Genomic DNA, 25,764 nt, shown 5'->3' on the forward strand with positions numbered 1-25,764 from the left:
TTCGCAGAGGCAACGGGGCGTTCGCACTGGCTCTCGGCCGTTCTGTGTAATTGCGATATCGTCCGCCACTTCTCCAATCACTGCGATGAAACGCGGGAGGCGGTGTGCGAATCGAGCCAGCTTCAACCGACAGGCCAGGCGAGTCTGGGGGCGATCATGGGTGCGCCGGCCCGCAACCAGGCACGCCGTGGCGTCCCGATCTGCAAAACGCGGACGGGGCGATAGGCATATTCCCGTTCGGCGGCCAGCTGCGCGTTCGCACCCCGAACGCAGCGCTGCGCGATGGGAACGGCATAGCGCCCGCTGCAGCCCGCGCCCGATTCGCCGCCCGCCCTTCGCCGGCTCGTCGCGACGACTCGCTGGTGAGGCTGCGTCCAAACGTTGTCACACGCGACCCATACGGGTGGATGGACAAGGCGCCTATTGTCGACGATACCGAACTCGGCCGGTTGGTCGCCGCAGAAGCGGCGTACGCGCGCGCGAAGCTGGCCGGCCCGTTGCGTGATTCGCTGTACCCGAGCGTTTGCGAGGCAGTCAAGCAGATGAACGCCGCGCCGCGGGAGGTCACTTGGCGCGAGACGCAACAGTTCTACTGGCGCGTGCCGGAAGGCGCAGACGCGCCAAAGCTGTTCACGCGCAAGGGGCTCGATGGCGACGAGACGTTGATTTTCGACCCCGCCACGCAAAGTCCCGTTGCAGATCAGGGGCTGAACGTTTATGCGCCCTTTGCCATTGCGTCAAGCGTGTCGCCCGACGGGCGACATGTCGTCATTCCGCTGTCGAAAGGGGATGAAAATCATCAACTGATTGTCGTCGATACGAAGACCGGGGCCGTGCTGCCCGATGTCTTGGGGCCTTCATCTTTCGGTGCGATCGTATGGCTCGACGGTTCGACTATCGTTTATTCACGCATGCAGCTTTCGCGCGGTGCCACCAAACGGCCGGAAGACGTGTACAGCAACATGCGGCTTTACCGGCACGCAATCGGCACGTCCATGGCAGAGGACGTGCTCGTATTCGGTGACGGCGTGCGGGCGGACAAGCCGTTCCCGACGCACTGCAATCTGGATGTGCGCGTCGCGGGGGACAATGTCTACGGTACCGTGCGAGACGGTGTCAGGCGAGAACTCGATGTCTTCATCGCGTCGCGCGCGACGTTTTCGAGCGGCCAGCCGTCGTGGCGCAAGCTTATCGATGCGTCGCGCGGCGTGGTCGATTTCGCCGAATACGGCGACGATCTGATTGCGATGGTGGCCGGGCGGCGCGAGCGCGAGCATTGGATCGTGAGGCTGCCGCGCAAGAGCGATATTGACTGGAAGCATGCCAAAACGATTGTCGCGGGGACGGACACCGACGTCACTGACATGCATCTGCAGGGCGATGCGCTGTACGTGACGCAGATGACCGATGCAAAGACGGAGGAATTGGTGCGCGTGCCGCTCGACGGCGGTCCGCCTTGCGCGCTCTTTTCGGTCGAAGGAACGATCGAGGCCGTGTCCGAGCTCCCCGCCGCTTATCGATTGCCGGCTCCGGATGCGGACCGGAATCGCGTCGGATTACTGGTGGAAGCAATCTCCTGGAAGGCTGGCTATAGCCAATTTTATCGAGTGGACGACAACGGTATAGCAACGCTAATCCAGTCGCATCCCGAACCAGAGGACTTCTCACCGCAGCTGGCTGTCACGCTTCGATACGCCGAGAACCCCGATGGCTCACGCCCCGTGCCCGTCGTGCTCGTGCATCGCAAGGGGCTCGACATGAGTCGTCCGCACATCGCCAAGCTGACCGCATACGGCGGATATGGCGCGCGCATTACCCCAGCCGGGTTGGGGTATTACATCGATCTGGCGAGCCTCGCGCTCGCGCACGATGTCGTGCTGGCGTACGCCGATGTGCATCGGGGCGCTGCCGACGAAGTCAACGCCGCGGCGCAGATGCTGATTCGCGAGCAATATACGAGTGCACCGCTCCTGACGGGATGCGGACGAAGCCGGGGCGGAGCGACCGTCGGCCTGGCAGCCGCGTTGCACCCGGAGTTGTATGGCCGGCTGTTGCTGGAGCATGGGATGGTCGATACGGTAGGGCATGAGTTCACCGCCAACGGCCCGGGGAATACCTCGGAGTTCGGGGCAGCGCGCACGCAGCGCGAATTGAAGGCAAAGCAGCGCACCAACCCCAATCATCTGCTGCCGAAGGAAAATTTTCCTGATGAAATCATGCTGACGATAGGGCTCAACGACAACCGCGTCGACCCGCGCAGCAGCTGCAAGTTGACCGCAGCGCTGCGGCACGCGAGCGAAGCGAACGGGCGCCAGCGCGATGTCTTGCTGCGCGTGGACCCGGACGCAGGGCACTTCGAGCCGCTCGTCAGTCAACAGTTGACATATCAGATGGATACAGCCGCTTTCACACTCGGGGCGTTGCGGCAACGCAAGTAATCCAGGTAGCGGCACTACCACCCAACTCACTGTTTTTTATCGTTTTTTTCATCATCTTGGCGTGCCGGGGCGCGCTCGCGCATGGCATAATCGGTCGAACCAGGTTCCCCCGTGGTTCATTTTCCCCCGCATACCATGCCAAAGACTCTTTACGACAAGCTGTGGGATTCGCACATCGTCCATACGGAAGAAGACGGCACCACGCTGCTTTATATCGATCGTCACTTGCTGCATGAAGTGACGAGCCCGCAGGCATTCGAAGGCTTAAAACTCGCCGAACGTCCGGTGTGGCGTATCAGCGCCAACCTTGCCGTGTCCGATCACAACGTGCCGACTACGGACCGCAGCCACGGCATTGCCGATCCGGTCTCGAAGCTGCAAGTCGATACGCTCGACGCGAACTGCGACGCTTACGGCATCACGCAGTTCAAGATGAATGATCTGCGCCAGGGCATCGTTCATATCATCGGGCCCGAGCAGGGCGCGACGTTGCCGGGCATGACGATCGTTTGCGGAGACTCGCACACGTCGACGCACGGCGCGTTTGGCGCACTGGCGCATGGCATCGGCACATCGGAGGTCGAGCATGTGCTGGCCACGCAAACGCTCTTGCAAAAGAAAAGCAAGAACATGCTCGTGAAGGTGGACGGGCCATTGCCGCGCGGGTGCACGGCCAAAGACATCGTGCTTGCCATCATCGGCAAGATCGGCACGGCGGGCGGCACGGGCTACGCCATCGAATTCGGCGGGTCGACCATTCGCGCGCTGTCGATGGAAGGCCGCATGACGGTTTGCAATATGGCGATCGAAGCCGGTGCGCGGGCGGGCATGGTCGGCGTTGACGATACAACGATCGAGTATTTGAAAGGCAGGCCGTTTTCGCCGCAAGGCGGGCAGTGGGATGTGGCCGTCGAGTACTGGCGTACGTTCAGCTCCGATCCGAACGCTATGTTCGATCGCGTCGTCGAACTGAACGCTGCCGAGATCGTGCCGCAAGTAACGTGGGGTACGTCGCCGGAAATGGTCGTCGCAATCGACGCGCGCGTGCCGGACCCGGAGCGCGAAAAAGATCCGGTCAAGCGCGCTGCCATGGAGCGTGCGCTGCAATACATGGCGCTCGATCCGAATCTGCCGATCGAATCAATCAAGCTCGACAAGGTGTTCATTGGCTCTTGCACGAATGCGCGGATCGAAGATCTGCGTGCGGCGGCTTATGTCGTGAAGAAGCTTGGCCGCCGTGTCGCGCCGAATGTCCGGCTGGCGATGGTCGTGCCCGGCTCGGGGCTCGTCAAGGCGCAGGCCGAGCGCGAAGGGCTCGACAAGGTGTTCGTCGCCGCCGGTTTCGAATGGCGCGAGCCTGGCTGCTCGATGTGTCTCGCGATGAACGCAGACCGGCTGGAGCCGGGCGAGCGTTGCGCGTCCACCTCGAACCGCAATTTCGAAGGGCGTCAAGGTGCGGGTGGCCGGACGCATCTCGTGAGCCCGGCGATGGCGGCAGCGGCCGCCATCGAAGGACATTTCGTTGATATTCGCAAGTTGGGGTGAGGCGATGACTAAGATCTTTTGGCGGCGTTTGGGGTTGATAGCGATCGCGCTTGCGTTTGCAGGCCTCGCGGGGTGCAACACGATGGCTGGATTTGGCCAGGACGTGGACGACGCGGGGCACGCAATCAAGAAGGCCGCGGAGTAACGGACATGGATAAATTTGTTGTACATACAGGCATCGTCGTGCCGCTCGATCGCGAAAACGTCGATACCGATGCAATCATGCCGAAGCAGTTCTTGAAGTCGATCAAGCGCTCGGGCTTCGGCCCGAATCTGTTCGACGAGTGGCGTTACCTCGATCACGGCGAACCCGGGCAAGACAACTCCCGTCGGCCGCTGAACCCCGAGTTCATGCTTAATCAGCCGCGCTACCAAGGCGGCTCGATTCTGCTGGCGCGTAAGAACTTCGGCTGCGGGAGCTCGCGCGAACATGCACCGTGGGCGCTGCAGCAGTACGGCTTCCGCGCGCTGATTGCGCCTAGTTTTGCCGACATTTTCAACAACAACTGCTTCAAGAACGGCGTGCTGCCGATCGCCCTCACCGAGCAGCAAGTCGATCATCTGTTCAACGAGACGTACGCGTTCAACGGCTATCAACTGACCATCGATCTCGAGGCGCAAGTGGTACGCACGCCTGACGGTCGCGACTATCCGTTCGAGGTCGACGGTTTTCGTAAGTACTGCTTACTAAATGGCCTCGACGAGATCGGGCTCACGCTGCGTCATGCCGAGAAAATCCGTGCGTTCGAGGCAGAGCGGCTGACGAAGCAGCCGTGGCTCGGTCACCGCATCGTCGGCTGAGCGCACTCATTCAAGATCAAGAAGGAAGGGAAAATCGCATGAAGATTGCAGTGCTGCCCGGTGACGGCATCGGCCCGGAAATCGTGAAGGAAGCGCTCAAGGTGTTGAGCGCGCTCGACGAACCGTTCGAATTTGAAGAGGCGCCCGTCGGGGGCGCAGGCTACGAGGCGAAGGGCCACCCGCTGCCCGAGTCGACGCTCGCACTCGCCAAGGCGGCCGACGCTATCTTGTTCGGCGCGGTGGGCGATTGGAAATACGATTCGCTCGAACGCGCGCTGCGCCCCGAGCAAGCCATCCTCGGCCTGCGCAAGCATCTCGAACTGTTTGCGAATTTCCGTCCCGCGATTTGCTACCCGCAATTGACCGGGGCTTCATCGCTCAAGCCGGAAATCGTCTCCGGTCTCGATATCCTGATCGTGCGGGAGTTGAACGGCGATATCTATTTCGGCGCGCCGCGCGGTATTCGCCAAGCACCGGATGGCGCGTTCGAAGGCGCTCGCGAGGGCTTCGATACGATGCGCTATTCGGAGCCGGAAGTGCGTCGCATTGCGCACGTCGCGTTCCAGGCGGCGCAAAAGCGCGACAAGCGGCTCACTTCGGTCGACAAGGCCAACGTGCTCGAAACATCGCAGCTGTGGAAAGAGGTGATGATCGATGTCGCGAAGCAATACGCGGATGTCGAGCTCTCGCACATGTATGTCGACAACGCGGCAATGCAGCTCGTCAAAGCACCGAAATCGTTCGACGTGATCGTCACGGGCAACATGTTCGGCGATATCTTGTCCGACGAAGCGGCCATGTTGACGGGCTCGATCGGCATGTTGCCGTCCGCTTCGCTCGATAAAAACAACAAAGGTCTGTACGAGCCGTCGCATGGCTCGGCGCCTGACATTGCGGGCAAAGGCGTGGCGAATCCGCTGGCTACGATCCTCTCGGCCGCGATGATGTTGCGCTACTCGCTAAATAAGGCCGAACAGGCCGCGCGGATCGAAAAGGCCGTGCAAAAGGTGCTGGAGGCGGGCTTGCGCACTGGCGATATCGCGACGCCGGGTTGCCGCCAGGTAGGCACGGCCGAGATGGGCGATGCGGTGCGCGCAGCATTGTAAGGCGTCCGAAATAAATGTCGCGCGGGCCGGCAGCGGCCCGATTTCGTGTAGACTGACGCGATGGCGCGTATCCCTCAAATCTCCTCGATTGCAGTACTGCCCGGTGCCACTGCCCGGTCGGAAGGGTTCGCCATTGCCGGTGCTATGCGCGCTATCGGCGCTGTCAGCATGACTGGCGTTGCCGGCATTATTTCGGTCGAGTCGTCGATCGAATTGTCGATCAAATCGATTACCCCCAAAACGATCACGTCGAAAAGCTGATCGTCCGCCGTGCCCGCTCGTCTTCCCCGCGCGGTCACGCCGGGCAAAAGGTGCGGGGAAGCGTCCATTCGAAGGGTGAGTCATGAACGTAGGTCTCGTAGGTTGGCGCGGCATGGTCGGCAGCGTCCTGATGCAACGCATGCAGCAAGAAGGCGATTTCGATCTGATCGAGCCGATCTTCTTCAGCACGAGCAACGCGGGCGGTAACGCGCCGTCGTTTGCCAAAAACGAGACCAAGCTCAAGGATGCAACTCGCATCGACGATCTGAAAAAATGCGACGTCATCATCACCTGCCAGGGTGGCGACTACACGAACGACGTATTTCCGAAGCTGCGCGCCGCGGGCTGGAATGGATACTGGATCGATGCGGCGTCGTCGCTGCGGATGAACGACGATGCGGTCATCATTCTTGACCCCGTCAACCTCGATGTCATCAAGGATGCCCTCGTCAAGGGCACGAAGAACTTCATCGGTGGGAATTGCACGGTCAGCTTGATGCTGATGGCGCTCGGCGGGCTCTTTCGCGAAAACCTGATCGAATGGATGACGGCCATGACGTATCAGGCTGCTTCCGGTGCCGGCGCGCAAAACATGCGCGAACTGCTGGCGCAGATGGGCGCGCTGCACGGCGCAGTGAGTGATGCACTGGCTGATCCGTCGTCGGCCATTCTCGAGGTCGATCGCCGCGTGCTGGCCGCGATGAACAGTGAGGCCATGCCCACCGACCACTTCGGTGTGCCGCTGGCCGGCTCGTTGATTCCCTGGATCGACAAGGATCTGGGTAACGGCATGTCGCGTGAAGAATGGAAAGGCGGCGCGGAAACGAACAAGATTCTCGGCAAGCCTGCGATGGGCCAGCCCGGCGCGATTCCCGTTGACGGCTTATGTGTGCGTATCGGTGCGATGCGTTGCCACTCGCAGGCGCTCACGATCAAACTCAGGAAGGACGTGCCGCTCGACGAGGTCAACGGCATTCTCGCGTCCGCCAACGATTGGGTGAAAGTGGTGCCGAACGAGCGCGATGCATCGATGCGCGACCTGTCGCCGGCCGTCGTCACCGGAACGCTAAGCGTGCCGGTTGGCCGTCTGCGCAAGCTCGCGATGGGCGGCGAATATCTGTCCGCCTTCACCGTTGGTGATCAACTGCTTTGGGGCGCGGCCGAGCCGCTGCGCCGCATGCTTCGGATCTTGCTCGACAAGTAAGCAAGCGCCGGGTTCCGCTGCATAGTGGCCTTGCCCGGCTTCCTCACGTAAACTACGCGCTTACGGCGCGTGGAGTCGCAAAGGCGCCGCGTCAGTCGCGGCGCTTTTTTTTTGTTGCCGTTCCGAATTTTTCCATACGATATTCAAGGCCGCGCGTCGACGCGCGGGATGACTTCATGACAGCTCGTTTGACGTCTCGCGTTCGCGCCATCGCGCTGATGGTCACCGCGCTCGCCATGGGCGCGCTCGGCTCGCCGGTCGCAAGCGCCGCCGACCCCGCAAGCGGGGCGCTTGCAGCCGATGCGGCGTCCGGAGCCACGGCGGCGGCCGCCTCCCGTTATACGGTGAAGCCCGGGCAGTCGCTCAATGATGTCGCCATCGCGCTCACGCAATCGCATGACAAGGCGGTGCTTGCGCGCGCCGCGAAAGTGATATTCGATGCGAACCCGTCGGCATTCATGCGAGGGGACCCGAGCCTTATGAAGCTCGGTGCGGTGCTGAACGTCCCCGCACTGAATGCATCGGGCGCCGTGGCGCAAGCACCTGCAGCGGCGTCGGTCTCTGCGTCTGCCTCGGCCGCTTCGGCTTCGGCTGTTTCGACGCCGGCGGCGACAGGGGCTGCCGCGGCGGCTTCTACTTCGGCGCCTGCTAGTGTGCCGGCTCCGGCTCCGGCTCCGGCTCCGGCTGTGGCTGTGGCTGCGGCAAGCGCGGCGGCGTTGTCGCAAGCGGCGTCGCGTCCGCAAGCCAACGCGCCGGCACCGACTCCGTCGAGTGCCACGGTGGGTCACGCATGGACGGGCGCCATTCAACCTGCAGCGAGTTCGCCCGCGGCGTCGGGTGCCGCCGCATCCACGGTTGACCAAGCGGGTACCGCCGCGCCCTCGGCGCCTGCAGCCGCCGCCGCTTCGGGCGCGACGAGCGCAGCTGCGCCCGCGTTGGCCGACCGAGCGCATACGTTCTCTAGCTTGCAACAATTGTTGGCGCTCAAAAACCGGGTGCTGATGGATCTGCAGCGGCACGGCTTCGGTTCGCGCGCCGGGCATGGGACGGCCGCCGATCACGCCCCGAGCGCGAGCGGCGCTAGCGCTGCTGCTGCGGCACCTGCTGCGCAGCCCCACAACGAGCGGGAGGGCGGCAAGCCGCCGTTCGCACATGGCACCGTGCCCGGCGCCGGTGAGCGCTTTATCGGTATCGGCGGCTATGGCGTCAGCGTGCCGCGCGGCTCCGTTCCAGTGATCGCGGCTATTGCGTCGGCGGTCGTCGTGGCGCTCCTCGTTTTGATTGGCGGTATCGCGTTGACTCGCCGCAAACGGCGTGCCGCGCGCGCGGCGGCGACCGAGCGGTCCGCAGGCTCTGAGGGCACCGGCAGCGCGGCGGCACCGTCGGCCGAAACCCGCGAAGCGTCGGCCGTGCCGCTGGACGTGGAAGAAGACCCGGTGGCGGCCGAGTTTGTTTCGATATTGGCGCGTAACCCCGCGAGCAAGCGCGCGTTGATGGGCTTGGCCGCACGGTATGCCGAGCGGAACAACGCGCGCGGTTTCGATGAAATCGCGCAGCGAATCTGGCGGTTGTCGGGAGGAAGCGGCCCGAACTGGCTACATGTGGCAGCGCTCGGGCGGCAGCTCGATCCCGATAATCCGCTATACGCCACTGACGAAGCGCCGGGTGAGGACGTATCCGCACTACCGGGCACGCCTGTGCTTGAGCAGGTGCCGTCGCATTCGGCCGGCGCTCAGCAGGCGCTCGCCGATCACGAGCCGCACGCCGGTGATGCCGCGCGTGACGAAGCGCTCCGTCTGCCGTCTGGTGAGGCATCGGCCGCAGTCGATACCGATACGTTTGCGCACGAAGCCGAACCGCCGGCGTCCGAGCAGCCATCGGAGCCCGAATTGGCGGCGAACGTGCCCGCGGAAGATGTCACACCGACGGACGAGCGCGCAGTTACCGAGGAACCGGCAACGCTTTCCGAAGCGGCCGAGGCAAAGGCCGAGTCTGAGCCGCTGAGGACGCCTGATACCGAGCACCCGCCTTCCCAGCCACGGTTCCCGGCTGAGGCCATTGCGGCGTTGAGCGAGCTCGATATGGGACTGCCGCCGCGTGTCGAATCGCCTGCCGTGACCGGCTCGGCGATCGAGCCCGAGCCGCAGGCCGAGCCCACTGAGCTACCGCACCAAACGCACCAAACGGACGAAACCGACCAGACAACATCCACCCCGCTGTATGGCACCGCGCAACGGGAAACATTGCCGCACTCACCGGTAGCGCAACGCGAAGCGGATGGGCTGCCGAGCGACGAAAGCGCGCCGCATCCGAGCGAGGTGAAGCCGACAGCCGCTCCTTCGGCCGCGCCCGCGGTGGCAGGCTTGGGCGCGGCCCGTTTCGGCCCGCTCAATCTGGCCTTCGATCTGAATTTGTCGAGCAATGGCCATACGCCGGCTCCCGCGCCCACTGCCTTGACGCCGCCCGCGATGTTTACGGCGGAAGAAATGGCGACGATCGCGCGCAACAAGCTCGAATTGGCGGTCGAATATGTTGCGCTGGGCGATGTCGGCGGGGCACGTACGCTGATTCACGAAGTGATCGAATCGAACGATTCGGGCACTCGCGAGCAAGCGCACGCGCTGCTTGCAACGCTGGCGCCGCTTTCGTGACCTGCCAGGTCGACCCATGCGAATAGCGCTCGGCATTCAATACGACGGCACGGCATTTTGCGGCTGGCAATCGCAACCGCAAGGCAAAACCGTGCAAGACGCGCTCGAGCGTGCGCTCGAAGAATTCGCGCGCGTGCCGATTCACACCGTCGTGGCGGGCCGCACCGATACGGGCGTGCACGGTCTGGGGCAGGTCGTGCATTTCGACGCGGATCTCGAACGTGCCGAATTTTCATGGGTGCGGGGCACCAACGCGTTTTTGCCGACGACTGTCGCCGTGCAGTGGGCCAAAGCGATGCCCGAGACGTTTCATGCGCGGTTTTCGGCGTCCGAGCGCACTTATTACTACGTCTTGCATGTGCATCCGGTGCGCTCGCCGCTACTGGCCGGGCGTGCTGGTTGGATCTACACGCCGCTGGATCTCGATGCCATGCGCGAAGCGGCGCGCTGCTTGATCGGCGAGCACGATTTTTCGGCGTTCCGGTCGTCGGAGTGTCAGGCCAAAACGCCGATCAAGCATCTGCATCAGATCGACATCCGCTCGTGCGGCGACCTGATTCATTTTCGCTTTCGCGCCAACGCGTTCTTGCACCATATGGTGCGCAACCTGATGGGTTGCCTCATCGCGGTTGGCCGCGGCCGCTATCCTGCCGAGTGGCTGGCCGAGGTATTGGCGAGCCGTAATCGCGATCGAGCTGCCCCCACTTTTATGCCCGAGGGCCTCTATCTGGCCCAAGTCGGTTACCCTGAGGCGTTCGCGGTGCCGCCCGCGCCCCTCGGCAGTGCGCCTTGGAGCGGCATTTGGAGCAAGGGAGCCCAGACATGAACATAACCGCAGCCCCTTCCGGCACAGGGCCAGGCAGTGTGCCGCATCGCACCCGCATCAAGCTGTGCGGCTTGTCGCGGCAGTCCGACATTGCGCTTGCGGTCGATCTGGGCGCGGACGCGATCGGCCTCGTGTTTTATCCGCCGAGCCCGCGGGCCGTGAGCGTGGGCGAGGCGATCGATCTCGTGAACGGCTTGCCGCCTTTCGTATCGGTGGTCGGCTTGTTCGTCAACGCCACCGATGATTGGTTGAGCGAAGTGACAAGCAACGTGCCGCTTGCCTTGCTGCAGTTTCATGGCGACGAAACGCCCGAGCAGTGCGAGCGGCTCGGCAATCTGGCCGGCTTGCCCTGGTTGCGCGCATTGCGCATTGCAGCAGATACACGGCCGGCCGATTTGGTAGAATCAGCGCTTCACTATTCAGCAGCCAGCGGTTTGCTTTTCGACACACACGTCGAAGGCTATGGTGGCGGCGGGAAGACTTTCGATTGGTCCCTTATTCCAGCAGAGCTCGCGCGTCGGGCCGTTTTGAGTGGTGGGTTGAACGCGCAAAACGTAGGTGATGCGATTCGTCGCGTGCGCCCGTACGCGGTCGATGTCTCGACTGGCATCGAAGTACCGGGCGCCAAGGGCGAGAAAGACCCCGCCCGGATGGCGGCATTCGTACACGCGGTACGCGTGGCCGATGCCGAATAAGCCTGATGAATCGACGCGGCGCAGCCTTTGTTACGCGTGACGCCTGACAAGTGACGCGTGCGGCGCGCCGCTCTGCTGAGAGTGACGACTATGTACAACCTTCCCGATCAAAGCGGCCATTTCGGCCCCTATGGCGGCACGTTCGTGGCCGAAACGCTGGTTCACGCGCTCGACGAGCTGCGCGCCGCGTACGAGCACTATCGCCAAGACCCGGCGTTCGTGGCCGAATATGAACGCGAGCTCAAGCATTTCGTTGGCCGCCCCTCGCCGATTTACCACGCCCAACGCTTGAGCGAATTGCTCGGCGGCGCGCAGATTTATCTAAAGCGCGAAGATCTGAACCACACCGGCGCCCATAAGGTGAACAACGTGATTGGCCAAGCGCTGCTGGCCAAGCGTATGGGCAAGCCGCGCGTCATTGCAGAGACCGGCGCCGGCCAGCACGGCGTGGCGACGGCAACCATCGCGGCACGCTTCGGCATGGAATGCGTCGTCTACATGGGCGCTGAGGACGTGCACCGGCAGGCAGCCAACGTCTATCGGATGAAACTGCTCGGCGCGACGGTGGTGCCCGTCGAATCGGGTTCGCGCACGCTCAAGGATGCGCTGAACGAGGCGATGCGCGACTGGGTGACCAACGTCGAAAGCACGTTTTATATCATCGGCACCGTTGCGGGCCCGCATCCGTACCCGATGATGGTGCGCGACTTTCAGCGAGTGATCGGCGACGAATGTCGCGTGCAGATGCCCGAAATGACAGGGCGCCAGCCCGATGTCGTCATTGCCTGCGTGGGTGGCGGCTCGAACGCAATGGGCATCTTCTATCCGTACATCGATGACGCCTCAGTCAAACTCGTCGGCGTGGAAGCGGCTGGCGATGGTCTTGAAACTGGCCGTCATGCAGCGTCGCTGATCGCCGGCAGTCCCGGTGTCTTGCACGGCAATCGTACCTACCTGTTGCAGGATGCCAATGGGCAGATCACGGAGACACATTCCGTCTCGGCCGGGCTCGACTATCCGGGCGTCGGTCCCGAGCATGCCTGGCTCAAGGATAGCGGGCGGGCGCAGTATGTCGGCATCACCGACGAAGAGGCCCTCAAGGCGTTTCATGATTGCTGCCGCATCGAGGGCATCATTCCAGCGCTCGAATCGAGCCATGCGCTTGCCTATGCAGCCAAGCTCGCGCCGACGCTCGCACGAGACCAGCATCTGCTCGTCAACCTGTCGGGCCGGGGCGACAAGGATATGCATACCGTCGCCGAACGTTCCGGCATCCGCTTCTGAGCTCCGCCATGCGCGAGGTCATCGACGAGTTCAACGAGTCAGACGACTCCGACGACGCCGTAGCGCTGCCGCCCGACGCGGGCGGCACATCGCTGCCCGTCGCGTCTGCCGTGCGGACTGGGGCGGTGCCGATCAGCATCGACATTCGCAACCGTGATTTTCTGGCGGATGTGTCGAGCCTCGCCGATGCGTCGCTCGATCTGATCGTCGCGGACCCGCCCTATGGGCTCGGCAAGGACTACGGCAACGACTCCGACATGCTGACAGGCGAGGCCCTGCTCGCCTGGACGCGCGGCTGGCTCGAGCTGGCCATTCCGAAGCTCAAGGCGAGCGGCTCGATTTACGTGTTTTGCACCTGGCAGTACGCGCCTGAAATTTTCTCGTTCCTCAAAACGCGGCTCACGATGGTGAACGAGATCATTTGGGACAGGCGCGTGCCGAGCATGGGTGGCACGACGCGCCGTTACACGTCGGTGCACGACAACATCGGTTTTTTCGCCGTCTCGAAGGATTACTACTTCGATCTCGACCCGGTGCGCATTCCATACGACGCCGCGACGAAGAAGGCCCGCTCGCGCAAGCTCTTCGAAGGCAGCAAGTGGCTCGAGCTCGGCTACAACCCGAAGGATGTCTGGTCGGTGTCGCGGCTGCATCGGCAGCATGCCGAGCGAGTCGATCATCCCACGCAAAAGCCGCTGTCGATCGTCGAGCGCATGGTGTTGTCGAGCTGTCCGCCCGGCGGGCGCGTGCTGGACCCGTTCATGGGCAGCGGCACGACGGCCGTGGCCTGTGCACGTCATGGGCGGGCGTTCGTCGGCTACGAGATCAACGAAAGTTACTGCGCGATTGCGCGCGAACGCGTGAGCGCCTTGTCAGGCTAGTGCCACGGCCCGCGTAACCCTTTTCAGAGAAAATCAACATGTCCCGTATCGAAAAAACGTTCGCAACGCTTGCCGCCCAGCGCCGCAAGGGGTTGATCCCGTTCATGACCGCGGGCGACCCCGATCCGGCCAAGACGGTCGAATTGATGCATGCGCTCGTGGCGGGCGGCGCCGATGTCATCGAGCTCGGCGTGCCGTTTTCCGACCCGATGGCCGACGGCCCGGTGATCCAGCGTGCGTCCGAGCGTGCGCTGGCGCGCGGCGTATCGCTGCGACAGGTGCTGGCCGACGTCAAACGCTTTCGCGAACAAAACGCCGATACGCCCGTCGTGCTGATGGGCTACGCGAATCCAATCGAGCGCATGGGCGTAGAGGCGTTCGTCGCGGCCGCGTTGGAGGCGGGGGTTGATGGGGTGCTCGTCGTCGACTATCCGCCCGAGGAATCGGTCGATTTCGCCACGCGCATGCGCTCGGCTGGCATCGATCCGATCTTCCTGCTGGCACCCACGTCTACCGCCGAACGGATGGCCGAAGTGGGCAAGGTGGCGAGCGGCTACGTTTATTACGTCTCGCTCAAGGGGGTGACGGGCGCCGCAAATCTGGACGTTTCCAGCATCGCGAGTAAAATCCCGGCCATCAAGGCGCATGTGCCGCTACCCGTCGGGGTCGGTTTCGGTATTCGCGATGCCAGCACGGCCCGCGAAGTGGCCGAAGTGGCAGATGCGGTTGTGATCGGCAGCCGGATCGTCCAATTGCTCGAAGAGACGCCGCCCGAGGCTGCCGTGACCGCGCTGACCGCGTTCATCAGCGAAGTGCGCCGCGCACTCGACCGCAAATGAGTAAGCGAGCGGGCTGAGCGCACATAGACCGCGCCCGAGAGACCATTTAAAGGAACAACGATGAGCTGGCTCGACAAACTGCTGCCACCGAAGATCAAACAGACCGACCCGAAAAGCCGCAAGGGGATTCCCGAAGGGCTGTGGGTGAAATGCCCGTCGTGCGAGGCTGTGCTTTATCGCAATGACGTCGAGGCCAACCTGCACGTTTGCCCGAAGTGCTCGCATCATATGCGCATTGGCTCACGTGCGCGGCTCGATGCGCTGCTCGACGCCGAAGGTCGCTATGAAATCGGCCAGGAGATCGTGCCCGTCGATGCGCTCAAGTTCAAAGACAGCCGTAAGTATCCGGACCGCATCAAAGATGCGATGGACGACACCGGCGAAACCGACGCGATGGTCGTGATGGGCGGCGCGATTCACACATTGCCCGTGGTGGTTGCGTGCTTCGAGTTCGCGTTCATGGGCGGCTCGATGGGCTCGGTGGTGGGCGAGCGCTTCGTGCGCGGCGCGCGCAACGCGCTCGAGCAACAAGTGCCGTTCATTTGCGTGACGGCTTCTGGCGGCGCTCGGATGCAGGAGAGTCTGTTGTCGCTGATGCAGATGGCGAAAACTACGGCCATGCTGACGAAGCTGTCCGAGGCGAAGCTGCCGTTCTTTTCGATTCTCACCGATCCGACGATGGGCGGCGTATCGGCGAGCTTTGCGTTTCTCGGCGATGTCGTCATTGCCGAACCGAAGGCGCTGATCGGTTTCGCCGGCCCGCGTGTGATCGAGCAGACCGTGCGTGAAAAGCTGCCGGAAGGCTTCCAACGCGCCGAATTCCTGTTGCAAAAAGGTGCGATCGACATGATTGTCGATCGGCGCAAGCTGCGCGAAGAACTCGCGCGAATGATTGCGCTGCTCACGCGCCAGCCGGCGGATGCGGTGGCGTGACGACGTTTTCTTCGCTCGACGCCTGGCTCGCGCACCTCGAGTCGGCGCACCCGGTCGGCATTGATATGGGCCTTGCCCGCATCGGCAAGGTCAAGGCGGCCCTGAACCTTACGCTCGCCTGCCCGGTCATCTCGGTGGGCGGCACGAACGGCAAGGGCTCGACCTGTGCGATTCTCGAATCGATCCTGTTGAGCGCTGGCTACAAAGTGGGCTGCCATACGTCGCCGCATCTGCTCGCGTTCAACGAGCGGGCGCGAATCAACGGACGCAACGCCACCGATGTCGAACTGTTGCCGCATTTCGAAGCAGTCGAGGTGGCGCGTACGAGCCTGCCTGAACCCGTTTCGCTGACTTACTTTGAATTTACGACGCTCGCAATCCTGCATCTTTTTGCCGCAAGCGGGCTCGATGCCGTGATCCTCGAAGTCGGGCTTGGCGGACGGCTCGACGCGGTCAATGTCGTCGATGCCGATTGTGCGATTGTCACGAGCATCGATCTCGATCACGTCGATTACCTCGGCGATACGCGCGAGAAAATCGCGTTCGAAAAGGCGGGCATCTTCCGCCCGGGCAGGCCCGCGATCTGCGCCGATCCGGCGGCGCCGCAAACACTGATCGATCATGCCGCGGCCATCGGCGCCGAGCTGTGGCTATTCGGGCGGGATTTCCGCTATGAAGGACAGGCGGGAAGCGAACGTCAGCAGTGGAGCTACGTCGGCCCGACGATGCGGCGCTCGGCGCTTGCCTATCCCGCGTTGCGCGGGGCGAATCAGCTGATCAATACGTCGGCCGCGATGGCGGCGTTGGAAGCTTTGCGCGACCGCTTGCCTGTTTCCGCACAAGACGTGCGGCTCGGGCTCGCGAACGTCGAACTGCCGGGGCGATTCCAAGTGCTGCCGGGCCGCCCCGCAATTGTGCTCGATGTGGCGCACAATCCGCACGCGGCGGCCGCGCTTGCTCAAAATCTGGGCGGCATGGGCTTTTTCCGCTACACCTATGCGGTTTTCGGCGCGATGCACGACAAGGACATCGCAGGCCTCGTCGCGCACTTGAAGGGCGAAATCGACCACTGGTGCGTGACGGACCTGCCCACACCGCGAGCCGCGTCGGCGCAGGCGCTTGAGGCTGAATTGCGCAGTGCTGGTGTCGTCGATGGCCCTGACAGCAGTGTGAAGCGCTTCTCGACACCGGCAGATGCGTACGAAGACGCGAGGAGTCGAGCAACGGACGATGATAGAATCGTGGTTTTCGGCAGTTTCTATACGGTCGGCGGTGTGATGGACCATCGGGCTCAGCAGGTTCATGGAGCTCACCGCAAATAACGGCAACATCGACCGATTCGGGCGCCCGCCAGGATTTCAGCGATTCATGGGACTTTTTTCGTTCGGCAATAAAGACGACGCACCGCGCCGGCGCGGCGCCAATGCCAGATCCGCGCGCGTCGAGCGGAGCCGCCGCCGCACGGAGCGCACAGGCGACGCCGATGCCATGCTGCTCGATCCCACGCTGCCCGAAAAGCAGCGCGCACGGCGCCGGCTCGTAGGCGCCATCGCACTCGTCGTCGCGGCCATCGTGATTCTTCCGATGGTGCTCGATTCACACCCGAAGCCCGTCACCGACGACATCGCCATCGACATTCCGAGCCGTCCAGCGAATTTACCGTCGCACACCAACAGCGACGGCGCCGAACCCGCTGCTGCCGTTGCGCCCGATAGCGCGAGCGGCGCGGCTGCCACGGCAGCGGCCACCGGCGTCGCGCCGACAACTCCGGCCCCGGCCCCGGCCCCGGCCGAGCAGGCGACGAAGCCGAAGCAGGCTAAACCGGCGAATTCAACACAACAGGCACATACGTCCGCTGCGACGAAGGCGCCAGTCTCCCCCGTTGAATCGCGTGCCCAGAACGCGAAGCAGGCCGCAACGCCGGCTCCGCAGGGGGCGGGCGAGGATGACACGAGCGCCAGCTCGCCGTCGGCGCCAGCGGGCGCGCGCTTTGCAGTACAACTCGGTGCGTTTGCTGACGATGCGAATGCGCGCCGCTGGGAAGGCAAATTGAAGGCCGCGGGTGTGCCGGCTTACGTCGAACACCGCAAGCAGGCGGACGGCTCGACGCGCTCGTTATTGCGTGCGGGTCCATTTGCCGATCGCGCGGCGGCATCGGCTGCGATTGCCAAGGTCCGCGATGCGGGCTTGACCGCGAACGCGGCGCAATGACGGCGTGACGATGTTGACGGTATTCGATTACGCAGCGTTGACGGTGGTTGGCCTATCGGCGCTGCGCGGGGCGTGGCGAGGCTTGTTGGCCGAGGTGTTTGGGCTGATCGGCTGGGTCGCGGCTTTTTTTGTCGCCTGCCGCTATGTTGGCCTCCTGGTGCCCTATATTCCAGCTAACTGGCCCGGCGGCGCGTTGACGCAATGGCTGCTCGCGTTTGCTGCCGTGATGGTCGGCGTCGTGCTGGTGGCCGGCATCGTGAGCGCGTTGATTTCGCGGATTGTCGCGGCGAGCGGGCTCGACGGGGTTGATCGGTCGCTTGGCATGATGTTCGGGATGGTGCGCGGTGTCGCGCTGGTGTTGGTGCTCGTCGTGCTGGCGGGGCTGACGGAGCTGCCGAAACAGGAATTCTGGCGCAACGCGGTGTTGCGGCCTTACGCCGAGCAGGGCGTGCGCAAGCTGAAACCGCTGCTTCCGGAAGTGCTCTCGGAATATGTGCGGTTTTGATGCGATAGAGCGCTAAGGCAGCGACGCGACAGCGCTGCGTGGGACGGGAGTAAGTACTAAAGCACTAACTCCCGTCGACCGCTCTGCATGGGACGGGAGTAAGTGCTAAAAGCACTAACTCCCGTCGACAAAATTTTTCGTATCTTTGAAGGACCTGCCATGTGCGGCATCGTAGGCGTAGTCTCCCACTCCCCCGTCAATCAACTGATCTACGACAGTCTGCTGCTCTTGCAGCATCGCGGCCAGGACGCAGCCGGCATCGCAACCACGAACGGCAGCACGTTTCACCTGCATAAGGCAAACGGCATGGTGCGCGATGTCTTTCGCACCCGCAACATGCGCAGCCTTCCCGGCACGTTCGGCATCGGCCAAGTCCGATATCCGACGGCCGGCTCGGCGTCGAGCGCTGAAGAAGCACAGCCGTTCTATGTGAACGCACCATTCGGCATCATCCTCGCGCATAACGGCAATCTGACGAATTGGCAGCAGTTGAAGGACGAGATGTTTCGCATCGACCGCCGCCACGTCAACACGAATTCCGACACCGAAGTCCTGCTCAACGTGCTCGCGCACGAAATGCAGCTCGCCACGTCGGGCCTTCAACTGGATCCGGCAACCGTCTTCACGGCTGTCGCAGGCGTGCATCGCCGTGTGCGCGGTTCGTATGCCATCGTCTCGCTGATTGCCGGCTATGGCTTACTCGCCTTTCGCGATCCGTTCGGCATTCGCCCCCTTTGCCTCGGCAAGCTCGAAACGGAAGAGGGCGTCGAGTGGATGGTGGCATCGGAATCGGTGGCGGTAGAAGGCATCGGTTTCGAGTTCGTGCGCGATGTCGCGCCCGGCGAAGCGATCTTCATCGATCAGCAAGGCCATCTGCACAGCCAGCAGTGCGCGCCGAACGCAAGCCTTAACCCCTGCATCTTCGAGTACGTGTATCTGGCGCGTCCCGATTCCGTACTCGACGGCGTACCCGTCTACAACGTGCGGCTGCGCATGGGCGACTATCTCGCCGAGAAGATCAAACGCGAGCTGCCCGATGTGAAGATCGACGTCGTGATGCCGATTCCCGATTCATCGCGTCCCGCCGCAATGCAGGTTGCAGCGAAGCTCGGTGTGGAATACCGCGAGGGGTTTTTTAAGAACCGTTACGTGGGCCGCACGTTTATCATGCCGGGCCAGGCCGTTCGCAAGAAATCGGTGCGCCAGAAGCTCAATGCGATGGCCATCGAGTTCAAAGGCAAGAACGTGCTGATCGTCGATGATTCGATCGTGCGCGGCACCACTTCTCATGAAATCGTGCAGATGGCGCGCCATGCGGGCGCGAACAAGGTGATCTTCGCTTCGGCCGCGCCGCCAGTGAAGTTCCCGAACGTGTACGGTATCGATATGCCGACGCGCGGCGAACTCGTTGCTCACGGGCGTTCCGACGAGGAAGTCGCGCAGATCATCGGTGCCGATCACCTGGTTTATCAGGACGTCGACGCATTGAAGCAGGCCGTGCGCGACATCAATCCGGCGCTGTCGCGGTTCGAGGCGTCATGCTTCGACGGCGATTACATCACTGGCGATGTCACGAGCGCCTATCTCGACGTAATCGAGCGCTCACGGCTCGAACCGGAGTCGCAGTCGGAGCGCGATTCCGCAGCGGACGCCACCGATTCCACCGTGACGCGCTCGCAACTGCATTTACAGCTATCGGTGGAGTAAGCCGGCTTCGATAAAAGGCGATACCGCCCGCGTTCTCGTTAAGTCGTTCGATTAAGAAACGATTCAAAAAGAGTTCGGGGGCTGTCGCTTGGGCTGCTTTCGTCTTCAACCGATACGGTCCGCTATGCGGTGCATGGGTCCATGACCTGCCGCACTTCGCATTCGATGTTCCATTCGTTGCCGTGTACTCGCAGGAAGCGCTTGGCCAGTTCGATGGCCTCCTCCTTCGATTCCGCCTGGAGCAGGGCGTAGCCGCCGATGACTTCCTTTGCTTCAGTGAATGGGCCATCGACCACACGAATCTTCCCGCCGGCCAGCCTGACGCGCACGCCGTCGGACGTGGGTGCCAGCCCCGCGGTATCGAGCAACTTTCCCTCGCGAGTGAGCTCTTCGATGAGCTTGCCCATGTCGGCCATCAACTGCGCATTTGGCTGCAGGCCTGTGTTCTCGGTGATCCTTACCATCGACAGGAAGCGCATTTTTGTATCTCCGTAAATTGGTGAAGGAGCCGGATGCTGACGAAGGCCACCCTATCCCGCTCCTCCCCATACGACGAATGACGGCCGCGAAAATCGACAAACCGAGACATTGTTCGACACCCGAAAATCGAAAGGATGGCGCGTTGCCCGCCAGCGGAACGCCGAGGACTTGCACACGAACGCCAAGCCAATGGGATTGGCGGATGGGAGGCATCGTGATCCGTACCAAGTGGGCTTTTTGTCATTTGGCGCGCAGATTGCCGGCCACTCGGACACTATCAAAACACGCAGGTTCGCCCGCAGCGGGAACGGTTATCTTTAGCGCTAAAGATACAAAGTTCGGGGATGAGTAGACCCGCCTTTATCAGGAGCGGAAATGGTAACGAATGAAAAGGCGGGGCATGCTTCCACAAACCTTTACGTTATTGCGACGAATGGCGCACCGTGGCAGGACAAGACTAAATACCCGAACCTTGCGCCCTATAACGTCATTACGGTTTTCGGCACGCCGGGAATGAAAGTGGCAGCGGACGCACCCGCGCGTTCCGCCAAATTCCTGGAAGCTTCGAATCCCCAGAACCCTACGCATGCTGAGTCCTGGATCGGACAGGCGCTTGCCGATAGTGATTTGGGATGTACTTGGTTTCACCTATATATGGACCAGGACAACCTTGTGCAACGGAATACGCTCGAGCTTGCTGCGACAACGGTCACGATTTCCAATGCCAAGAATGCAAATGACTACGTTGGTCCGATATCCGTGCAGTTCGCGCCTTATAACAAGGTACCGACCAATACCGTAATTCTCGGATATGCATGCAACTCGGGTGCACCCGCCGACGGCCAAACGCGTGCGTCGGTGTATGTGGGCGTCGATCTCGGCATCGGGGAAAACCGAATCCCGCAAAAGTATCAGTACGTTACCGTGACATTGACCAACTCGCAAGGCGCTTGGATAGACGGCTTCGGAGACCAGGAAACCTCGCAGAACATTCCGCTGCAACCAGACGGTACCGCAACCGCCTATATTGTCAGTTCTGTTGCGCAAAGCGGCCTCAACATCAGCGTGTCGACACCCTATCCGAACGATTTCGCCAATCTGACGATGGACTTTACCGCGCCCCCGACGGACTCTCAATAACCGTGGGGATAAGACGTGAAAAAGAACGAATTCGATGTACTCCAAAAGCCGGAGTTGCCGCAGGCCGACAATGGCGGAACGCCCGGCGTGATCGATATCAGTCTGCTCACCACCGAGTTTGTGGTGGCGTATGCGTGGCCGTGGGATACGACGGACGGTGGTATTGGGCCGCGGCCGTACGACACCTACATCATGTATTTCAATGACGATATTTGGACGTCGAATATCGTGGCGGACCTGGACGAAGCCCATTGGCCGGTCTACCCGGTGTTGTTCCACAAAGGCGAGATACCTGATGGGGTATACAACGTTTATTACACCGTGCAGGATTACGCCCAGAACCCGATAGCGAGTTCGAGTTCCACCAAGGTAACGATCATTGGCGCTTCGGCGCCGGCATATCCGTCACCGACCTTTCCGGACTTCACGGATGGCCGTGCGCCTTTTACCGGTGTAACGAAGCGACGAGGCGTGCGCATCGAGGCGACTTATCCGCATATCAGCCCGGGCGACAGCGTCGAATTCAACTGGCACGGTACCGATTTCGATGGCGACCCGGTGCCGGCTTCCCAGTTCAGGTTCGAAGTGCAGGTGGGAAGCGGGGATCAAAAAGCAGCTTGTGTCATTCCCGAACACGCCGTCTTATGTCTGGGGCCGGGAGGCAAAGGGACAGCGTATTACCACGTCACGCCCAGTGACCCGGACAATGGCGGTGGGGACTCGTTGCCGGCATCGCTGCGAATTTCGTTTTCGGACATCGTCAAGCTCGAGTTGAACGTCTCCCAAGGTGCGCCAGTCACGTTGCCCGGCACCGTGCTGCAAGGCATGAACCGCGTGCGCTTGTTTGGTGCTCCCGGCATGAGCGTCTATGCATCGCTGATCAGCGGTACACCGGCGCGCATCGTCGAGTCGGGCAATCTCGACTACTCATTCAACCTGGACCAGCAAGGCATGGGAAGCCTGGGCGTATGGCCCAACGGCGACTACAACCCAACACTGACTGTTTCCGGCGATCACGTTCCGTCGCCGCCCCAAGCGTTGGTTTTCCGCGACGCGCAGAGCGAATTGAACTCGCCGATCACCTACGGTTATACATCCGGCGCTGCAGCGGACGACCCGATGTTCGGCCTTGATCCGAGCTATTGCACGGTATATGTGAAGGTCGACCGCAGTTTGTCTCAGGCCGAATGCGTCTACGTGACGGTGGACGGTGCCGCTTTCCTGCGGGGTAATTCGAAAGCACAGGCGCAAAAGGCTCCGGTGCCGCTAAACGATTTCAACGGTACGGCGTCGTTCGACATCATCGACACCCGCTCGGAGACTGTCAACGTGACGTTGTCGCTCAAGCAGGGGACACCCGATGTCACGTTCACGCTGACGTTCGAGCCGTTCCCGTCGTGGAAAAAACACGACTGGATCATCACCGACGACAAGCCGAGCCCGGCGAGTTCGTGAGACGGTTGCCGCGTGAGCAGCGCTCAATTCGCAGCTCACAGTTCACGCATTGCCGACCCATTCAAACACCTGTCGCCTGATTCGATTGGCGAGCTCGATGTGATAGTGCTGCCGCACGTGTGCGGCCAACGCCTGTGCATGATCGGTGCGCAATGCTTCGTCGGCTGTCAGTTTCAACAGGATGCGTCGCCATTCGGCCCGCGTCGACGCATAGAGCACGACATGCTTGTCCCGCTCGTTGTAATACGGGTAGATGCGCGAAGCGACGAACGCGAGCCCTTTCGCACCTGCTTCGAGTGTCTTTAGATTCGATTTGCAGCGGTTAAAAGGCGTATCGACGAGCGGCGCAAGCGCGATCGATTTGCCATCGTAGTGCCGCATGTATTCGTCCACTCGCAGCATGGGCTGAAATTCCGCGAACGGAAAGTTTGCACGGATGCGTTGCCATGCCTGAGAGGCGACATCCTTCCCTTGCGTGCCCGTATCGCCTGCGATCACCAGTTCGCTGCGCGGTACGGCATCGCGCACGAGCAGTAAATCCGCTTCGTGTGTGAACCCGCCGGCATAGACGATCTTGCGCCGATCGCACGGTGTGGTCCGTGTGAATTGATCCTGATCGAAAGGCAACGCATTGGGTATGACTACGACACGTCCGTGATAGTGCGCGACCTTGCTCGCGAGTGCGTCGTTGCTGACGGTCACGATATCGGCGCGCCGGATATTCTCGATCAACCGCTCGGCGCAGCGTGTTGCCTTAAACATCGCATGAAGCGGATGTGATTCGGGCAGAAATATGTCGTCGTCCAGATCGATGACGATGCGACCACCTCGCGCGCGGAAGCGATCGACGGTATCCGGCTCGACGCCAAGACGATTGAAAAAAAGTACGGGGACTTTCGTATCGAAATCACGCGGCATGTGGGCCAATGGAAGCACGATGCGGTGATAGTTACATCCGGACAGGAAGTCGTAGTTGAAATAGAGATTGCCGCGGTGTGCGAGCGTACTCGCACACCGCGGTTCGTGAGTTGACGTGGTGGACGATTCGCTCGCCACGTCGCACTTGGCAATCACAGGCTCGCGCGCTCGATGCGCATCAGGTGCATGGCGATCAGGCGCCCACCGTATCGAGCGTAGCAGTCCAGACGGACGAATACGCCTTTCCGCCTGCGGTCCAATATTCGATCTGGAACGGCAGCGGTAGGCCGCGCGGTGGGGCGTCCCACTGGCTCAAATCGGTGGTCGGAATCACCATCAAAATACCGTTGCCCAATGCGGGATCAAGGTTCGGGGGAGGCGGAACGGTGATTGCGGAATCGGTTACCGTCACAGGGCCATATGTTTTGGGCACTGCGACTACCGGCAACTGTTTGCGGTAGACACCTTGTCGATAAATCCTGATGTAGGCGTCCCCGCTCATGCCGGCTTGTCCATTCGTTGCCGCATACGGAATGAAAACGTAGAGACCGCCATATTTGATGTAGTTCCAATTCACGCAAACGCTGGGACCGGGAAGCAATTCCACGTCCATAATCGGGTTGGACTGCTCATCGACGCTCTTCACAAAAATACGTGGCATCGGCAGCACCCGATTTTGCGTCATATCGGGCGCCGGAGCCGGAAGTTGACCGATCTTATACGGGTTGGGTTGAGAATATGAAGGGCCCGCCGGCGCGCCACCCTTGAATGCCAAAAAGCTTAGATTATGAGTACCTGTAAGAAGCCGGTCGACGGGAAGCGGATAGGTGATCCATGCGCCCGGATCGGGGGTGGGCGGCGTACAGTCGCTTACCGAAAAGGCGGCGCGCGGGCGGACTTGCGTGCCGTCGGTGTTGCTTTCGATCAACAATATCTTGTCGAAAGTGGTCGGATTGTCCCACCCTGCGTTCACTTGCAACATGCAGGTCGTGGTATTCGATGCGGGGTTGTACTCGAGCGTTCCCTCTGCGTTGTAAATCGTCGGTGCAGCGATTGTGCCCGACGCTACGGTGGTGACCGGTCCGACGAAAAGAGGATCGTCGGATGCCGCGAAGAAATGCGCGTCCGCACGGCCGAGCAGCTGTGCACCCCATGAAATAAGCATTGCTTGCTCGCCAGTCGTATTGTCTGGACACGTCATCTTAAGACCTGCTCGTCCGCTCGCATCCGTTGTCACCGAGCAGGCCTGGCCGCTAGTCAAGGTGATTTGGTTCGCGTGAGGCTCCACCTTCACGCCGGTGAGGTCGGTGAACGTATAGGGTCGGATGTCAGTCTGATCCGTAGGGCCGATCAGCAGCGGGACACCGGCGATTGCCGCGTTTGCTGCGTCGGTGAGCGTGACCGTAATCGTTGCCTGTCCGTTCGTGTCGCTGGTATCCAGCACGGGTATGTCATCGGGTGCGGCCAAGGTGGCCACGAGCGTCGGATAGAGCGCGCCCGCGTCGACCCACTTGAGCGGGACCGTGTTAGCCGGCGTCGCCGGCCAAGTCGGATTGCCCACGCTAGTGAGCGTGGCCGATGCCTTGAAGGCGATCTCGGTTGCTGTTTCCGGCACGCACTGCAAGTGCACCAATGCGAACGGCCGCTGGCCGTTCGCAGTGAGCCGGATCGGCGAGCGGTCACGTACGGTCACGCCGTTGCTCAAATCGGTGATGGCGACGGTGCCGCCTGCGTGGTTATCGGCCAGATCCACCATCACGATGACCTTGTAGGTCACGTGACCGGCTTCTGACGGAAGCACCAGGTTGCCGTTTGCCATCGAGTACGTCTCATTCGGGATGATGCTCATTCCGGTAATTGCCACGATAGTCTCCTTCCTCGCAC

At 61.8% G+C, this 25,764-nt stretch carries 23 protein-coding genes; 19 read left to right on the top strand and 4 right to left on the bottom strand.

Annotated features, from left to right (window positions below):
* Positions 1-104 precede the first annotated feature (104 nt).
* From ACSQ20_RS24665 to leuB, 5 genes are all read left to right on the top strand, one after another.
* Positions 105-2,438: a prolyl oligopeptidase family serine peptidase gene (locus tag ACSQ20_RS24665; protein WP_436025110.1), complete on the top strand. Its 2,334-nt coding sequence runs from the start codon at positions 105-107 to the stop codon at positions 2,436-2,438.
* Positions 2,439-2,573: 135 nt separating this feature from the next.
* Positions 2,574-3,983 carry a 3-isopropylmalate dehydratase large subunit gene (gene leuC, locus ACSQ20_RS24670; protein ID WP_436025112.1) on the top strand — a complete coding sequence of 470 codons (1,410 nt, stop codon included), beginning with the start codon at positions 2,574-2,576 and terminating at the stop codon, positions 3,981-3,983.
* A gap of 4 nt (positions 3,984-3,987) precedes the next feature.
* Complete coding sequence (locus ACSQ20_RS24675; RefSeq protein ID WP_436025114.1) at positions 3,988-4,128, top strand: entericidin A/B family lipoprotein; 141 nt, start codon at positions 3,988-3,990, stop codon at positions 4,126-4,128.
* Between the two features lie 5 nt (positions 4,129-4,133).
* The gene (gene leuD / locus ACSQ20_RS24680; RefSeq protein WP_436025116.1) at positions 4,134-4,784 is read left to right on the top strand and encodes a 3-isopropylmalate dehydratase small subunit; all 651 of its coding nucleotides are present in this window, start codon (positions 4,134-4,136) and stop codon (positions 4,782-4,784) included.
* Between the two features lie 38 nt (positions 4,785-4,822).
* Complete coding sequence (gene leuB / locus ACSQ20_RS24685; RefSeq protein ID WP_436025118.1) at positions 4,823-5,890, top strand: 3-isopropylmalate dehydrogenase; 1,068 nt, start codon at positions 4,823-4,825, stop codon at positions 5,888-5,890.
* A gap of 74 nt (positions 5,891-5,964) precedes the next feature.
* Here the strand turns inward: leuB and ACSQ20_RS24690 are convergent, their stop codons facing one another.
* On the bottom strand, positions 5,965-6,219 hold the full coding sequence (locus tag ACSQ20_RS24690) for a hypothetical protein (protein ID WP_436025120.1): 255 nt from the start codon (positions 6,217-6,219) through the stop codon (positions 5,965-5,967).
* Positions 6,220-6,233: 14 nt separating this feature from the next.
* Between ACSQ20_RS24690 and asd the strand changes: the two genes are divergently transcribed.
* The 12 genes from asd (at position 6,234) to purF (ending at position 19,887) form a co-directional block, all read left to right on the top strand.
* Positions 6,234-7,355 carry an aspartate-semialdehyde dehydrogenase gene (asd, locus tag ACSQ20_RS24695; RefSeq protein ID WP_436025122.1) on the top strand — a complete coding sequence of 374 codons (1,122 nt, stop codon included), beginning with the start codon at positions 6,234-6,236 and terminating at the stop codon, positions 7,353-7,355.
* Between the two features lie 176 nt (positions 7,356-7,531).
* On the top strand, positions 7,532-10,006 hold the full coding sequence (locus ACSQ20_RS24700) for a FimV/HubP family polar landmark protein (protein ID WP_436025124.1): 2,475 nt from the start codon (positions 7,532-7,534) through the stop codon (positions 10,004-10,006).
* Positions 10,007-10,022: 16 nt separating this feature from the next.
* Complete coding sequence (gene truA, locus ACSQ20_RS24705; RefSeq protein WP_436025126.1) at positions 10,023-10,832, top strand: tRNA pseudouridine(38-40) synthase TruA; 810 nt, start codon at positions 10,023-10,025, stop codon at positions 10,830-10,832.
* A complete protein-coding gene (locus tag ACSQ20_RS24710; protein WP_436025128.1) occupies positions 10,829-11,527 on the top strand; it encodes a phosphoribosylanthranilate isomerase in 699 nt (232 codons plus the stop codon). Before truA ends, ACSQ20_RS24710 begins: the two co-directional genes overlap by 4 nt.
* Before the next feature lie 90 nt (positions 11,528-11,617).
* Positions 11,618-12,811, top strand: coding sequence for a tryptophan synthase subunit beta (gene trpB / locus ACSQ20_RS24715; protein ID WP_436025130.1), 1,194 nt, complete (start codon positions 11,618-11,620; stop codon positions 12,809-12,811).
* Between the two features lie 8 nt (positions 12,812-12,819).
* On the top strand, positions 12,820-13,692 hold the full coding sequence (locus ACSQ20_RS24720) for a DNA-methyltransferase (protein WP_436025132.1): 873 nt from the start codon (positions 12,820-12,822) through the stop codon (positions 13,690-13,692).
* A gap of 38 nt (positions 13,693-13,730) precedes the next feature.
* Positions 13,731-14,531 carry a tryptophan synthase subunit alpha gene (trpA, locus tag ACSQ20_RS24725; protein ID WP_436025134.1) on the top strand — a complete coding sequence of 267 codons (801 nt, stop codon included), beginning with the start codon at positions 13,731-13,733 and terminating at the stop codon, positions 14,529-14,531.
* A gap of 60 nt (positions 14,532-14,591) precedes the next feature.
* Positions 14,592-15,464 carry an acetyl-CoA carboxylase, carboxyltransferase subunit beta gene (gene accD, locus ACSQ20_RS24730; RefSeq protein ID WP_436025136.1) on the top strand — a complete coding sequence of 291 codons (873 nt, stop codon included), beginning with the start codon at positions 14,592-14,594 and terminating at the stop codon, positions 15,462-15,464.
* The gene (gene folC / locus ACSQ20_RS24735) at positions 15,461-16,786 is read left to right on the top strand and encodes a bifunctional tetrahydrofolate synthase/dihydrofolate synthase (RefSeq protein ID WP_436025138.1); all 1,326 of its coding nucleotides are present in this window, start codon (positions 15,461-15,463) and stop codon (positions 16,784-16,786) included. The genes accD and folC overlap by 4 nt, the downstream gene beginning before the upstream one ends.
* Positions 16,787-16,832: 46 nt before the next feature.
* Positions 16,833-17,675 carry an SPOR domain-containing protein gene (locus ACSQ20_RS24740; protein ID WP_436025140.1) on the top strand — a complete coding sequence of 281 codons (843 nt, stop codon included), beginning with the start codon at positions 16,833-16,835 and terminating at the stop codon, positions 17,673-17,675.
* 10 nt (positions 17,676-17,685) lie between these two features.
* Positions 17,686-18,180, top strand: a complete 495-nt coding sequence (locus tag ACSQ20_RS24745) for a CvpA family protein (RefSeq protein ID WP_436025142.1) — start codon at positions 17,686-17,688, stop codon at positions 18,178-18,180.
* Positions 18,181-18,339: 159 nt separating this feature from the next.
* On the top strand, positions 18,340-19,887 hold the full coding sequence (gene purF / locus ACSQ20_RS24750) for an amidophosphoribosyltransferase (RefSeq protein ID WP_436025143.1): 1,548 nt from the start codon (positions 18,340-18,342) through the stop codon (positions 19,885-19,887).
* Positions 19,888-20,009: 122 nt separating this feature from the next.
* Here purF and ACSQ20_RS24755 read toward each other — a convergent pair whose 3' ends face one another.
* Positions 20,010-20,366, bottom strand: a complete 357-nt coding sequence (locus ACSQ20_RS24755; protein WP_436025145.1) for a YciI family protein — start codon at positions 20,364-20,366, stop codon at positions 20,010-20,012.
* 376 nt (positions 20,367-20,742) lie between these two features.
* Between ACSQ20_RS24755 and ACSQ20_RS24760 the strand changes: the two genes are divergently transcribed.
* On the top strand, positions 20,743-21,507 hold the full coding sequence (locus tag ACSQ20_RS24760; RefSeq protein WP_436025147.1) for a hypothetical protein: 765 nt from the start codon (positions 20,743-20,745) through the stop codon (positions 21,505-21,507).
* Between the two features lie 15 nt (positions 21,508-21,522).
* Positions 21,523-22,962, top strand: a complete 1,440-nt coding sequence (locus ACSQ20_RS24765) for a hypothetical protein (protein WP_436025149.1) — start codon at positions 21,523-21,525, stop codon at positions 22,960-22,962.
* Between the two features lie 42 nt (positions 22,963-23,004).
* Here ACSQ20_RS24765 and ACSQ20_RS24770 read toward each other — a convergent pair whose 3' ends face one another.
* Both ACSQ20_RS24770 and ACSQ20_RS24775 read right to left on the bottom strand, forming a co-directional pair.
* Positions 23,005-24,036: a glycosyltransferase family protein gene (locus ACSQ20_RS24770; RefSeq protein WP_436025152.1), complete on the bottom strand. Its 1,032-nt coding sequence runs from the start codon at positions 24,034-24,036 to the stop codon at positions 23,005-23,007.
* A 37-nt stretch (positions 24,037-24,073) separates the two neighbouring features.
* The gene (locus ACSQ20_RS24775; protein ID WP_436025154.1) at positions 24,074-25,744 is read right to left on the bottom strand and encodes a hypothetical protein; all 1,671 of its coding nucleotides are present in this window, start codon (positions 25,742-25,744) and stop codon (positions 24,074-24,076) included.
* Between the last annotated feature and the right edge of the window lie 20 nt (positions 25,745-25,764).

Source organism: Trinickia sp. LjRoot230 (assembly GCF_964253315.1).
Classification (GTDB): Bacteria; Pseudomonadota; Gammaproteobacteria; order Burkholderiales; family Burkholderiaceae; genus Trinickia.

What these genes read in the sequence shown, in the direction of transcription:
- trpA (WP_436025134.1), top strand. Translation starts at nt 13,731, where the DNA reads ATGTCCCGTATCGAAAAAACGTTCGCAACGCTTGCCGCCCAGCGCCGC.
- trpB (WP_436025130.1), top strand. Translation starts at nt 11,618, where the DNA reads ATGTACAACCTTCCCGATCAAAGCGGCCATTTCGGCCCCTATGGCGGC.
- truA (WP_436025126.1), top strand. Translation starts at nt 10,023, where the DNA reads ATGCGAATAGCGCTCGGCATTCAATACGACGGCACGGCATTTTGCGGC.
- ACSQ20_RS24740 (WP_436025140.1), top strand. Translation starts at nt 16,833, where the DNA reads ATGGGACTTTTTTCGTTCGGCAATAAAGACGACGCACCGCGCCGGCGC.
- ACSQ20_RS24745 (WP_436025142.1), top strand. Translation starts at nt 17,686, where the DNA reads ATGTTGACGGTATTCGATTACGCAGCGTTGACGGTGGTTGGCCTATCG.
- purF (WP_436025143.1), top strand. Translation starts at nt 18,340, where the DNA reads ATGTGCGGCATCGTAGGCGTAGTCTCCCACTCCCCCGTCAATCAACTG.
- leuC (WP_436025112.1), top strand. Translation starts at nt 2,574, where the DNA reads ATGCCAAAGACTCTTTACGACAAGCTGTGGGATTCGCACATCGTCCAT.
- asd (WP_436025122.1), top strand. Translation starts at nt 6,234, where the DNA reads ATGAACGTAGGTCTCGTAGGTTGGCGCGGCATGGTCGGCAGCGTCCTG.
- ACSQ20_RS24760 (WP_436025147.1), top strand. Translation starts at nt 20,743, where the DNA reads ATGGTAACGAATGAAAAGGCGGGGCATGCTTCCACAAACCTTTACGTT.
- ACSQ20_RS24755 (WP_436025145.1), bottom strand. Translation starts at nt 20,366, where the DNA reads ATGCGCTTCCTGTCGATGGTAAGGATCACCGAGAACACAGGCCTGCAG.
- ACSQ20_RS24700 (WP_436025124.1), top strand. Translation starts at nt 7,532, where the DNA reads ATGACAGCTCGTTTGACGTCTCGCGTTCGCGCCATCGCGCTGATGGTC.
- leuD (WP_436025116.1), top strand. Translation starts at nt 4,134, where the DNA reads ATGGATAAATTTGTTGTACATACAGGCATCGTCGTGCCGCTCGATCGC.
- leuB (WP_436025118.1), top strand. Translation starts at nt 4,823, where the DNA reads ATGAAGATTGCAGTGCTGCCCGGTGACGGCATCGGCCCGGAAATCGTG.
- accD (WP_436025136.1), top strand. Translation starts at nt 14,592, where the DNA reads ATGAGCTGGCTCGACAAACTGCTGCCACCGAAGATCAAACAGACCGAC.
- ACSQ20_RS24720 (WP_436025132.1), top strand. Translation starts at nt 12,820, where the DNA reads ATGCGCGAGGTCATCGACGAGTTCAACGAGTCAGACGACTCCGACGAC.
- ACSQ20_RS24675 (WP_436025114.1), top strand. Translation starts at nt 3,988, where the DNA reads ATGACTAAGATCTTTTGGCGGCGTTTGGGGTTGATAGCGATCGCGCTT.
- ACSQ20_RS24710 (WP_436025128.1), top strand. Translation starts at nt 10,829, where the DNA reads ATGAACATAACCGCAGCCCCTTCCGGCACAGGGCCAGGCAGTGTGCCG.
- ACSQ20_RS24690 (WP_436025120.1), bottom strand. Translation starts at nt 6,219, where the DNA reads ATGGACGCTTCCCCGCACCTTTTGCCCGGCGTGACCGCGCGGGGAAGA.